Below are 13,394 nucleotides of genomic sequence, written 5' to 3' on the forward strand. Positions count from 1 at the left end.
ATGGGAGTTCAAGCAAGATTATGAAGCAGGCGAAGGCAGGGCCGAGAGTGCTTCTCAAGCGATTGCGTGCTTTCATGGCAGAAGCCATGGAGCCACAAACGCGTCTTGACCGTATCGTCAACGAAATTGCGAACACTATGGTAGCGGAAGTCTGCTCCTTTTACGTGCTTCGCTCTGATGGTATTCTTGAACTTTATGCCACGCACGGCCTTAATCCTGAAGCCGTGCACCTTGCACAACTACGCCTTGGCCATGGTCTTGTTGGTACCATTGCGGCCAATGCACGCGCACTGAACCTGACGGATGCCCAGAATCATCCGGCCTTTGCCTATCTACCGGAAACCGGCGAAGAAATTTATTCATCCTTTCTGGGGGTGCCTATTTTACGAGCCGGCCGCACACTCGGCGTGCTGGTTGTCCAAAACCGCAAGCAGCGTGTTTATAGCGATGACGAAGTCGAAGCGCTTGAAACCGTTGCCATGGTTCTGGCTGAAATGATCGCTGCCGGCGAACTACCACGTTTTGCCAGACCCAATCTTGATATCGACGTACGCCGTCCCTTTAGTTTAAAGGGTGAACACCTGAATGAAGGAATTGGCTTGGGTCATGTGGTTCTCCATGAACCCCGTATTGTTGTGACCAATCTTTTCAATGAAGATTCAAACATCGAGCTTGAAAAGCTTTCCAACGCCATGGGATCCTTGCGGCTTTCAATCGACGACCTGCTCAAACGCTCCGATGTCGCCATTGAAGGCGAACACCGCGACGTTCTGGAGGCCTACCGTATGTTTGCCTATGATAATGGCTGGGTCAGGCGTCTGGAAGAGGCTATTCGCAACGGTTTGACAGCAGAAGCAGCCGTTGAAAAGGTTCAAAGCGATACACGCGCCCGTATGCTCCACATGACAGACCCTTATCTTCGTGAGCGGCTTTCCGATTTTGATGATCTCGCCAACCGTTTGCTACACCAGTTAATGGGGCGCACCCGCGAAACTGTTGCTGAATCCCTGCCCAAGGACGCCATTATTGTTGCCCGTTCTATGGGTGCAGCTGAACTACTCGATTATCCGCGCGAAAATCTGCGCGGTCTTGTGCTGGAAGACGGTGCTGCAACAAGTCATGTTTCCATCGTTGCCCGTGCAATGGGTATACCCGTTGTCGGTCAGGCCAAGGGCATTGTTTCACTATCTGAAAACGATGATTCAATTATCATTGACGGGGATGACGGACGTGTCCACTTGCGACCTCCTGTCGAAGTTGAACGTGCTTATGCGGAAAAAGCTCACTTTCGTGCTCAAAAACAAAAGCAATATAAAGAACTGCGTGATATTCCCGCCATCACCAAGGATGGCGCTGCCATTACACTTTTAATGAATGCCGGATTGCTAGTCGATCTGCCTCAACTTAATGAAGCCGGTGCACAAGGAATAGGCCTCTTCCGTACGGAATTGCAATTCATGATTGCGTCAACCTTTCCTCGGGCCGAACAACAAGAAAAACTCTACCGTGCTGTCTATAAAGAGGCAGGCAGCAAACCTGTCACTTTCCGTACGCTTGATATTGGCGGTGACAAAGTGCTTCCCTATTTTCGCGCCAAAGGAAAAGAAGAAAATCCGGCGCTCGGCTGGCGCGCCGTACGTTTGACGCTTGATCGTCCGGCTTTGATGCGGACACAGTTACGCGCCTTGCTGAAAGCCTCGGGTGGGCGTGAATTACGCATTCTTTTACCTATGGTCAGCGAAATTGCCGAAATCCACCGTACGCGTCAGTTAATTGATCGTGAGATTACCTATCTCACCCGTTTTGGTCACCCTTTGCCAACACGAATCAAACTCGGCGCCATGATCGAAGTACCTGCACTTGTTTTTCAGCTTGATGAATTGATGAAAGAAGTCGACTTTGTTTCTGTCGGCTCCAACGATCTCTTCCAATTTGTTTTGGCGGTAGATCGCTCCAATCAGATGTTGGCCTCGCGTTTTGAATGGATGTCTGTGGGCTTCATGCGCGTTCTGCGCCATATTGTTGAAGCCAGCGAGCGCAATGATACACCGCTGACACTATGCGGTGAACTTGCCGCCCGTCCGCTTTCAGCCATGGCTCTAATCGGACTCGGCTTTACCCGCATGTCTATGACACCCTCTGCCATCGGGCCGGTAAAAGCCATGGTTCTCAGCCTTGATGCCAAAGCGCTGCAACAACAATTGCAAGAAAAACTAAAAAATCCAGAGCAAGACAATCTGCGTGATTGGTTGATAAAATTTGCTGAAGACCATAAAGTCAGCTTGTCCTGATCTTTATGTTGTTTGATACCGAAACCACTTTGAATAACGGATAAAAGAAATGGTCGCCCTACCTCAGGATCGTATGAACCAGCTCGAAAAACGGTTCGAAATGATTGAAAGCCAAATGGCAAACAATCCAGATCCCGATACTTATGTCAAACTCGCCTCCGAATATGCCGATTTGCAACCAATTGTCGGACCGATCCGTGAACTGAATGCAGCCCATCGCGAAGCCAATGATCTGGAAGCTATGTTGAATGACAAGGCAACGGATACAGATATGCGAGCCTTGGCCGAAGACGAGTTGCCGCTTTTGCGTGAAAAAATCGAACAGCTTGAAAATCAGGTGCAGATTTTACTGCTGCCCAAAGATGCGGCCGATAACAAAAGTGCCATTCTTGAAATCCGTGCCGGTACAGGCGGTTCGGAAGCGGCTCTGTTTGCCGGTGATCTATTCCGTATGTATGAGCGCTATGCCAGTGCCCATGGCTGGAAAGTCGAGCTGGTCTCGAGCAGCGATGGCGATGTCGGCGGCTATAAGGAAATTATTGCAACGGTCTCCGGTCAGGGCGTCTTTTCCAAACTAAAATTTGAATCCGGCACCCATCGGGTCCAGCGTGTACCGGAAACAGAAGCCGGCGGTCGTATACATACATCGGCAGCCACTGTTGCTGTTTTACCGGAAGCCGGAGATATCGATGTTGAAATCCGCAATGAAGATATCCGTATTGATACCATGCGTGCATCAGGTGCCGGCGGACAGCATGTCAATACCACCGATTCAGCCGTACGCATCACCCATATTCCAACCGGCATCATGGTCGTACAGGCAGAAAAATCACAGCACCAGAACCGCGCACGGGCCATGCAGATCTTACGCGCACGTCTTTACGATATGGAGCGCCAAAAAGCCGATGCAGAGCGCTCTGCCTCACGTAAAGCCCAAGTTGGTTCAGGTGATCGTTCCGAACGTATCCGTACCTATAATTTCCCTCAAGGACGCGTGACCGACCATCGCATCAATCTAACCCTCTATAAGCTGGATCGCGTCATGGAGGGTGAATTGGACGAACTGGTCGATGCATTGATTGCCGACCATCAAACCGCACTGCTGGCTGCAATGGGAGAAGCCGGTTGAAAAGTATAACGCTTGCAGCCTTGCTGGCGGATAGCAAAAACCGTCTTGCACAAGCTGATATACCCAATGCATCACAAGATGCACGTCTGCTCGTTGAATGGACAACAGGCACCACACGTAAAGACATGATCATGGCACCCGACCAAACGGTCTGTGCCGCCGCAGAAAAAAAATTACAAGAAGCGCTGCACCGTCGACTGAAAGGTGAACCTGTCTACCGTATTATTGGTGAACGTGAATTTTATGGTCTTCCCTTCATATTATCGGCTGAAACCTTGGAACCACGAGATGATACCGAGGCTCTTGTCGGTCTGGTTTTGCAACCGATGCGTGATAAAGCGCAAAGCAATAGCGGGATCAGCTTTATTGATCTTGGCACAGGAACCGGTGCGATTGCCATAACAATCCTCACGCAGATTGAAACTGCTCAAGGCCTTGGCGTCGATATATCTGTTGGTGCGCTAAAAACGGCCCAAATAAACGCTGAAAATGCGAAAGTCGCCAATCGCTTCAATATTTGCCACAGCAATGGATTTAAAAACATCAAGGGCCGTTTTGATTTTATTCTGTCTAATCCACCCTATATTCCAAGCCATGAGATTGAGACACTTGAACGAGAGGTAAAAGCCTTCGATCCAATTCAGGCACTCGATGGCGGTCCGGATGGCCTTGATTTTTATCGTCTCATTGCTTCAAACGCATCGGAATTTCTTCATCCATATGGCATGGTGGGGGTCGAAATTGGTAAGGGTCAAGAAAGAGATGTCGAAGCGTTATTTTTAAAACACGGATTCAAACAGATCGGTTATAAAAAAGATCTATCCGACATTATCCGCGCTCTGCTTTTCCAGCTTATCTGAAAGCGTATCGAAGACCAATTTTAATGTCATGTGACGTCAAGTGATCAGCCTTCATGGAAGATATACCATGGTTATTACCGGTTTTGGCGTCACCAAGATCAGAATAGCTGTAACCAATATCCAATGTCGCCCGCTGGTTCAACTTAACTGCAAAACCGGTATGTAAGGCCCAGGCAAAATCCCAATTGGTATTAGATGAGAATGACCGTTTTCCGGCAGATGACTGCACGGAAAAGTCGGATATATGATTAGCGGCGGCACCAACACCAAAGCCCAGATAGGGGGTTACATATTTGACCGTCGCCAGATCGACATAGGCATTGGCCATGAGAACCGTTGAAGACACATCACCACTATAGCGTCGTTCATCCAGACCAAACCTATCTTTTGCCCCGAGTTTGTTTTTAGCACGATACTCAACCGTACCATCAACACGCAACAGATCTGAAAAACGATAACCGACACCAACGCCGCCCATAAAATTAGCGTCATCAAGACTAGCTTTATCAGACCATCGTCCATAACCGCCCATATGATCAAATGACGAAAGATCAAGGATTGAACCACCAAGATAGCCTTTAATATAAAAGCTTCGCTTTTCGTTTTTAATTGTAACTTCCGGCACATTATCAAAATTGATATCCGCACCATGGGCGATCCCCGTCATGCCGACAAAAGCCATTGTCATGATAGCCAGATATTTCATTCTAGATCGCCCCTTAATACTGACGGTCGATAAAACAAACCGATTTCTGCAGTCTTTAAAGGATATTGGTTAAGGCCCTCTTAACCATAAATATTAAGGAACTATTTTCGATAAAAAAAACCGCCTCAAAGGGCGGCCTTTCAAAAAATGGATAAACAATCAAATACTATCGCGTACTTTGACTACAGCATCGACAATATCGTCGACTACTCTTTCAACAAGCTTATAATCATCCCCTTCCGCCATAATGCGAATTAAGGGTTCTGTACCAGACGGACGGATAACAAAGCGGCCATTCTTACCCAAATCATTTTCACAATCAGCAATGACCTGTTTAACATGCTTGTCATCCAGCGGTTTGGCGCCAGGCTCGATACGCACATTTTTGAGCAATTGTGGAACCGGATCAAATCTGTGACATAACTTCGACATAGGTAGACCGGTTTCCTTGACACAGCTCAATATCTGCAACGCGGATACAAGACCATCGCCTGTTGTTCCAAAATCCGTCAACACAATATGACCCGATTGCTCGCCGCCTATATTCAGGCCATGCACACGCATATATTCAACGACATAACGGTCCCCCACCTTGGTGCGGGCAAGATTAAGACCCAGATCATTGATAAAACGCTCCAGCCCCAGATTGGACATGACAGTTGCAGCAATGCCGCCACCGCGCAACCGTCCCGATGCCAGCCAATTTTCAGCAATCACAGCCATCAACTGGTCACCATCGACAATCGCGCCGGTCTCATCCACCATCACAACACGATCACCGTCACCATCAAGGGCGATACCAGCATCAGCACGCACTTCATTCACTTTTCGCATCAAGCCTACCGGATGGGTAGAGCCACTATCCTCATTAATATTGAGACCATTGGGCTGATCATTAATTGTAATGACTTCGGCACCCAATTCCCACAAAGCAAGCGGAGCCGCCTTATAGGCAGCGCCATAAGCACAATCAACAACAATACGCATACCATCCAGACGGACCTCACGCGGCATGGTACGCTTGGCAAATTCAATATAGCGGTAAATATCGCCATCCACACGTTTAGCGCGGCCAATCTGGGTAGAACCCGCAAGTTCAGACGTCATATCAGTCTGAATCAAATGTTCGATCTTCGCCTCAATATCATCGGACAATTTAAAACCATCCGGACCAAAAAGCTTAATACCGTTATCATAAAAAGGATTATGAGAAGCAGAAATCATAACACCAATATCGGCACGCAATGAACGGCAAAGCATAGCAACCGCTGGCGTCGGAATTGGTCCCAACAGAAATACATCCATGCCTGCTGCCGTAAAACCAGCAACCAGTGCATTTTCCAGCATATAACCGGAACGACGTGTATCCTTGCCGATCACAACACGTGACACACGCTCTGTCGAACGAAATAGAATACCAACAGCCATACCAACTTTCATGGCAATATCGGCCGTCATAGGAAAAGTGTTGGCTTTACCGCGAATACCGTCGGTGCCAAAATATTTGCGAGTCATGCAAAAGACCCCTCTTAATCTATAGTGAGAGCTGCATATCCTACCATGCCCTAATTGTCTATATTTGCTATAAAAAGACAGCAAAACAAAGGCGTCTTCAAATAAAGACGCCTTTGTTTTCTATTTTAAGGTTAATCTTTTTAAGCTTGCGGTTCCGGCTCATCGTTTGTTTTCGGTTTTACCACACGTTTTTTAGGTGCCGCCTTCGGCTTGGCTGTCGCTTTTCCAGCTTTGGGAACTGTTGAGCCACGTGACGGCGGTGTATCCTTACCCATATCACGTGAAGGAGGCTTACCATTAATCACGTCATTGATTTCGCTACCTGTCAATGTCTCGTATTCAAGCAGGCCTTCAGCCAAGGCAACCCACTGTTTTTTCTTTGTTGTTAAAATTTTAGTGGCTGTCTTATAAGCTTCATCAATCAGTTTACGTACCTCGGAATCAATCAACTGGGCTGTTTCTTCCGAAACATCTGCCTTACGGCCACCACCAAAACCGACATAAGAATTCTGCTGTTCTTCTCCATAGGCAACATTGCCCAACTTATCAGAAAATCCCCATTTAGTGACCATATTGCGCGCAAGCTTTGTAGCCTGTTCAATATCGGATGAAGCACCAGCCGTAATATTTTCCTTACCGAACTTCATTTCTTCCGCTACGCGCCCACCCATCATAATCGCAAGACGTGAAATCATCCAGCGATAACTGATCGAATAACGGTCACCTTCCGGCAACTGCATCACCATACCCAAAGCTCGGCCACGCGGCACGATGGTTGCTTTATGGACAGGATCGGTTGCCGGCAGATTAAGTGCAACAACGGCATGACCCGATTCATGATAGGCTGTCAGTTCTTTTTCAGCTTCCGTCATGGCTGATGAACGACGCTCTGCGCCCATCAAAACCTTGTCTTTAGCATCTTCAAACTCCTGCATGGTAACAAGGCGCTTATTGCGACGGGCCGCCATCAAAGCCGCTTCATTAACCAAGTTCATCAAATCGGCACCGGAAAAACCGGGCGTACCACGTGCCATTATCTTAAGATCGACATTAGGTGCCAACGGCACATTGCGCACATGAACCTTCAAAATCTGTTCACGACCGGCAACATCAGGATTGGAAACAACAACCTGACGATCAAAACGACCCGGACGCAACAAGGCCTGATCCAACACATCTGGACGGTTGGTCGCTGCGATAATGATCACGCTTTCATTGGGTTCAAAACCGTCCATTTCAACCAGAAGCTGGTTCAATGTCTGTTCGCGCTCATCATTGCCGCCCCCCATGCCGGCGCCACGATGACGGCCGACAGCATCAATTTCGTCAATGAAAATAATGCAAGGCGCATTTTTTTTGGCCTGTTCGAACATATCACGCACACGGCTGGCACCAACACCAACAAACATCTCAACGAAATCAGACCCTGAAATGGTAAAAAACGGCACATTCGCTTCACCGGCAACAGAACGCGCCAACAAAGTCTTACCGGTTCCGGGAGGACCAACAAGCAGGACACCACGCGGAATACGACCACCAAGACGCTGAAACTTCTGCGGGTCACGCAAGAATTCAACAATTTCCTCAAGATCTTCCTTGGCTTCATCGACACCGGCGACATCCTGAAATGTCACACGCCCATGTGCTTCGGTCAAAAGCTTGGCCTTGGATTTGCCAAAACCCATCGCTCCGCGAGAACCACCCTGCATCTGGCGCATAAAAAATATCCAGACTGCAATCAACAAGACAATCGGCAGAAGCGAATAGAGAAGATTCATAAAAGTATTATTGCCGGATGTGTCAACCGAGGCATGTATATTGACACCCTTTTTTTCTAACCGTCCCACCAATGTCGGATCATTAGGTGCATAAGAATTGACAGAGGTATTGGGCCCGGTCTTCCCAATAAGCCGCTGGCCTTGAATCTCAACGTCCTTGATCTCGTTATTATCAACTTTTGCTAGGAAATCCGAATATGAAATATTGGAAGTCGATGACTGACTTCCTGATTCATTATAAAAAGAAAACAAGGTAATCAGCACAAGAGCAATAATACCCCAAATAAAATAGGGCCGATAAATAGGATTCATCTTCAGTCCATTCTATGCATAACGCAAACACATTTCACCTAACATATGCACTCAACCATTGCTTGCCAAGGCCAAGACCACTGTTTTCTTTGATAATTTATGATTGTTGTACAGCATCCTTAATTTTTTTGCGTAAAAATCTGTTCCAACGCTTTTACCATCAGTACATCATCACCAGAAACGAGCCATACAAAAGGGCGCATGATACGGCAGAAACGGATATCTGTTGTCTTCAATGCCTTATGATTAAGTTGCGGCAAATAAAGTTTCTGCCCTTGCCGTATTGAAAAACCCGATTGCAATGAAGGAAAATGCAGCTGGTCGCGTGATAAATTATGATCCCGTACATATTTTTGAAGATCGAAAAGACTGGCAGGTGCGATATGGATTGGTCGATCACTCTTATTGCTAAAGTAGAAGCGCTGATCCCATATACCGCCAGCCTTCGGTGCAATATCGCTATTTTGTAAATTGCGATTTTCACGCCATATCTGCCATTTCTTCAGGCCCCGTTCGATCACTGCACCGGCAAGCGTTAACCGGGTCACTGTTGCTATCGGCCGCGTGATAAAATTTTCTAAATGCTGGATATGGCTATCATTTGGAAGAAACTCCGCACCTCCGAGAACAGCCGCAAAAACACCCAGCATAAAAGCAAAATCAGAATAGTCCTGCACTTTAGAAAGAGGAAACTGCAAACATTCGGCATCAAGTCTGGGAGCTACCGTTCCTATCAAGGCCGCAATACGCGCCGATTGTTGACGACGCGATTGGGCCGCTTGCAGCACAGCATTCTGGGCTATCATAATATCATTATCAGATAGCTTTTTACGCATCCTCACCCGTTCATAATGATCACATTCATTACTTGGATCATCAATCCAGCTTTGGTCATAATGTTGCAAGAAATCGCGCAACACCTTACGGCGTAAAGATAAAAGCGGCCGGATCAGACGGATTTTTTCATCCATAGAATCACAACCTAAAGAACCCATCAAGGCTTCACGCGGCATACAGGAAAGTCCCCGCACACTGCCACGTTGCAAACGCATATAATAGGTTTCAGCCTGATCATTGAGTGTATGGCCGGTCATAATGACCTTCGCCCCCAGCCGACGGGCTTCGCTCAACAGCAGATTATAGCGGGCAATTCGCGCCTGACGGGACAGTGCAGTCAAAGGCTTGGCATCCACCCAACTGACAATTTTATGCTTGATCCCTAATTTTGCGCATAATGCCGCAACCCATTGCGCCTCTTCACGCGCTTGCGGACGCAATCGATGATCAACCGTCACCGCCACCAGTTGCGGCGGATCGGCGCGCTTTGCCAAGGCCTCTTTTAAAAGAAACAGTAATGAAAGTGAATCACTGCCCCCCGAAACAGCGGCAATAATTGTATCGGTGCCAGAAAAATCAGATTCTTCAAAGATATTTTCGGCAAATGGTTTCACAGGCTCGGCTTACTGGCAATGATTACGATTTTGCTCATCCTTAACCCGTTTAACAAGCATCGGATCAGTATTCTTATAACGTTTACCAATTTCAGCGAAGACAGCGCAAGCCACTTTCGTATTTTCAAGCTTGGCCATTGTCATGCCAAGTTTTAAAAGATTTTCCGGCCCACGCGGTGAATCGCGATAATTATGCTGCACATCGGTATAAACGGCCGCAGCATCAGAGTATTTTCCCTGTCCGTAAAGCGATTCACCCAGCCAGAAACTGGCATCGGCAATCATTGGATCATTAGGGAAACGCTCCTGAAATGTGCGAAAAATAGTTTCTGCATCGCTATAATCACCCGCCAGAATACGCTTATATCCTATATCATAAAGCTGCTTGGGGTCACTGATCTCAGTCGGATTTTGCTGTGTCGCATCTGTTGGTGCCGCATCGCTGGACTGGCCGATAATATTGCCATCCTTGTCAAACTGGATAGTGCCAAGCTCCTGCGGAGGCGTAGCTGATCCATCCGTTGTGGCTACAGGTGTCTTATCGTTGCCATCCTGTGCTGTTCGGCCTGATGAAAACACACCCGGCAAAAAACCACCGCTACGTTTTGTTTGCGGCGTGCTCCGAGGATTAGAACTGCGTCCGTTCATATCATCTGTCATTGTTGGTGTTGAAGATGCTGTATTATTGGCAGTCTGGTTATTGACCGGCATATCGGTACGCGCCGTTGGGGCAACCGATGTTACGTTTTGATCTCCCCCCTGCAATTGACGTATCTGCTCTTGCATCTGTAAGACCATAAAATTGAGCTCTTCAACTCGACCGGTCAACTGGCGCACATGTTCCTCCAAATCATTGACCCGAGGATCCACGGCCTGTGCCAATTGAACATGTCCCTGCTCAACAGACGGCTGAGACTGCTTTGACGAAAAAATACCGCCAAAAAAACGGCTCCCGCCTTCGCCACCTGTTGCCGCATATGAAGACATAGACGAAAATACCACCATTCCCGCCAAAATAGCCGGGGCCAACCCTTTATAAGCCAAAGACTGCAATGCCATTATTCATTCCTTTTATATAGCGGCCCATATCGCATCGCTCACATACAATCAAAGCCCATAAAGAATAAAACCCGTTCAAGCAAGAAACCCATAAGTCAGGCTCCTATTTTCAATAGACATTGCCTATCCTTGAAGTCCGGCAAAATTTTGTCGTCCATAATATTTGATGGCATACTTCAATACAACCAATAAAAAAGCGGCCCTGAAGAGCCGCTTTTTCAATTTTCTATATTATAACCAGATCAGCTGCCGGCACCGTTAGAAATCACGGTTACAGCACGGCGGTTCTGGTTCCAGCATGATACGTCATCACAGACGGCAACAGGACGTTCCTTACCGTAGGAAATAGTACGCAAGCGGCTTGCCGGTACACCTTGCGAGATTAAATAATCACGCGCAGCAACCGCACGACGCTGACCCAATGCAATATTATATTCACGTGTGCCGCGTTCATCAGCATGACCTTCAACCGTCACAACACGATATTGCGGATAACGCAACAACCATTGGGCCTGACGGGCCAAAGTCTGCTGGGCATCGGCACGAATCGACGATGAATCAAGATCAAAGAAAATACGGTCTCCAACATTGACCGTAAAATCCTGCGGGGTGCCGGGTTTAGCATTCAAACCCAAGGCATTCGGATCATTATATTTGTTTTTACCTGAACAACCTGCCAAAGCAAGTGATGCAAAAAGCGCTGCGGCAATCGAGGCGCGAGCGATTGTCATGATACGGCGCATGAGCCGGAACTCCTTAAATTAGAACAATCATAAAGCTGTCTTAATCGCTTTTCATTAAAACGCCTTCAATAACTATGGTTAATGATGCGTCAATTTGATTTATTTTTACATATATAAGTTTTCGTATAATTACGGCAAATTCACGACATTGATTATAGATTAAAGCAAAAAGACTTTTCCAAATTATACCCTGAAATGAAACAGGCCCACAAAGGGCCTGTTATCATCGTGTTCCATCAAAAATCTAATCCAACAAAGGTGACCATGCCGGATCAGATGCATCATTGGGTGTGGGCACCTGTCGTTCATTGCGCCCTGTAATATCAATTGTATAAAGTTTAGGGCCCTGACCGGGATTTTGCCGGAAAAACATGATGACACGCCCATTCGGTGCCCAGGTCGGCCCCTCATTATGATAACCGGTAGTCAACAAACGTTCGCCCGAGCCATCAGTCAGCATAACACCGATTGAAAACTGGCCCTGCGACTGTTTAGTAAAGGCAATATAATCACCACGCGGCGACCAGACAGGCGTTGAATAGCTACCATCGCCATGAGAAATACGTTGCTGGTCACTGCCATCGGCATTCATCACATAGAGCTGTGGCGATCCACCACGATCCGATGAAAATACAATCTTCGAACCATCTGGCGAATAGGATGCGGATGTATCAATAGCAGGCGTCGTGGTCAGTCGCATTGTCGTACTAGAGCGCAAATCCATTGTATAAAGATTGGCACTGCCATTATCCTGCAACAGACTCATAATGACTTTTTGTCCATCCGGCGAGAAACGCGGCGCAATCGTCATATTAGGAAATGTGCCAACCAATTCACGTTGTGGCGCTCCTGCACCGGGAGCATCAATCTGCTGAAGATAAACGCGCGGTACATTATTGGTATAGGCCATATAGGTGATTTCTTGTCGGCTTGGTGAAAAACGCGGCGTAATGCTGATTTCCTTACCATTGGAAAGATAACGCAAATTAGCACCATCCTGATCCATGATTGCCAGACGCTTGATACGTCCATTGCGCGGGCCTGTTTCATCGATGAAGACAATCCGTGTATCGAAATAACCGGTTTCACCTGTCATTTTAGAATAGATTGCATCTGCAATGATATGGGCAACACGCCGCCAGCTATCGGGTGTTGTATAGAACTGGCGTCCTTCCATTTGCTGACCTGTATAAACATTCCAAAGGCGGAACTCAACACGAAGACGACCATCGGTTTCCTTGGTGACACGGCCTGTTACCAGTCCCTGCGCCCCAATCTGCTGCCAATCAGTAAAACGCGGCTGGATATCGGGGTTCGAAATACGCTCTAGAAAAGAAGCGCGATCAATCGGATTGAAAAGACCGGAACGCTCGAGATCCGCAGCAATCACCGAAGTAATCTGCGTACCCATTGTGTCACCGGCCAGAAAATCGGTCACCGCAATCGGAATAGGATCAAAATTACCGCCGGTTACATCAACTTTCAATTGCGCCCACGCATGGCCTGAACAACCAACCATCACCATAACATAAAGGACACATACCGCCCAG

At 47.4% G+C, this 13,394-nt stretch carries 10 protein-coding genes; 3 read left to right on the forward strand and 7 right to left on the reverse strand.

What is annotated here, in order from left to right; translation table 11 throughout:
* Positions 1 to 20: 20 nt before the first annotated feature.
* Genes ptsP through prmC form a run of 3 tightly spaced genes read left to right on the forward strand, consistent with a single transcriptional unit; the run spans position 21 to position 4,280 of the window.
* Positions 21 to 2,291, forward strand: coding sequence for a phosphoenolpyruvate--protein phosphotransferase (gene ptsP, locus ACYZ97_RS09755; RefSeq protein ID WP_473298465.1), 2,271 nt, complete (start codon positions 21 to 23; stop codon positions 2,289 to 2,291).
* Positions 2,292 to 2,340: 49 nt separating this feature from the next.
* Positions 2,341 to 3,420, forward strand: coding sequence for a peptide chain release factor 1 (gene prfA, locus ACYZ97_RS09760; protein WP_473298467.1), 1,080 nt, complete (start codon positions 2,341 to 2,343; stop codon positions 3,418 to 3,420).
* On the forward strand, positions 3,417 to 4,280 hold the full coding sequence (gene prmC, locus ACYZ97_RS09765; protein ID WP_473298469.1) for a peptide chain release factor N(5)-glutamine methyltransferase: 864 nt from the start codon (positions 3,417 to 3,419) through the stop codon (positions 4,278 to 4,280). The genes prfA and prmC overlap by 4 nt, the downstream gene beginning before the upstream one ends.
* Here prmC and ACYZ97_RS09770 read toward each other — a convergent pair.
* The 7 genes from ACYZ97_RS09770 to tolB form a co-directional block, all read right to left on the reverse strand.
* On the reverse strand, positions 4,273 to 4,986 hold the full coding sequence (locus tag ACYZ97_RS09770; RefSeq protein ID WP_473298471.1) for an outer membrane protein: 714 nt from the start codon (positions 4,984 to 4,986) through the stop codon (positions 4,273 to 4,275). The two genes, prmC and ACYZ97_RS09770, sit on opposite strands and share 8 nt — an antisense overlap.
* A 159-nt stretch (positions 4,987 to 5,145) precedes the next feature.
* On the reverse strand, positions 5,146 to 6,501 hold the full coding sequence (gene glmM, locus ACYZ97_RS09775; RefSeq protein ID WP_473298473.1) for a phosphoglucosamine mutase: 1,356 nt from the start codon (positions 6,499 to 6,501) through the stop codon (positions 5,146 to 5,148).
* A 140-nt stretch (positions 6,502 to 6,641) separates the two neighbouring features.
* Complete coding sequence (gene ftsH / locus ACYZ97_RS09780; RefSeq protein ID WP_473298475.1) at positions 6,642 to 8,591, reverse strand: ATP-dependent zinc metalloprotease FtsH; 1,950 nt, start codon at positions 8,589 to 8,591, stop codon at positions 6,642 to 6,644.
* A gap of 119 nt (positions 8,592 to 8,710) precedes the next feature.
* Complete coding sequence (gene tilS / locus ACYZ97_RS09785) at positions 8,711 to 10,042, reverse strand: tRNA lysidine(34) synthetase TilS (protein WP_473298476.1); 1,332 nt, start codon at positions 10,040 to 10,042, stop codon at positions 8,711 to 8,713.
* 9 nt (positions 10,043 to 10,051) lie between these two features.
* Entirely contained in the window at positions 10,052 to 11,101 is a 1,050-nt protein-coding gene (gene ybgF, locus ACYZ97_RS09790; protein WP_473298478.1) for a tol-pal system protein YbgF, read from the reverse strand.
* 242 nt (positions 11,102 to 11,343) lie between these two features.
* Entirely contained in the window at positions 11,344 to 11,844 is a 501-nt protein-coding gene (gene pal / locus ACYZ97_RS09795) for a peptidoglycan-associated lipoprotein Pal (protein WP_473298479.1), read from the reverse strand.
* A 244-nt stretch (positions 11,845 to 12,088) separates the two neighbouring features.
* Positions 12,089 to 13,369 carry a Tol-Pal system beta propeller repeat protein TolB gene (tolB, locus tag ACYZ97_RS09800; RefSeq protein WP_473300678.1) on the reverse strand — a complete coding sequence of 427 codons (1,281 nt, stop codon included), beginning with the start codon at positions 13,367 to 13,369 and terminating at the stop codon, positions 12,089 to 12,091.
* Positions 13,370 to 13,394: the final 25 nt, after the last annotated feature.

Source organism: Bartonella sp. bp_1 (assembly GCF_055808085.1).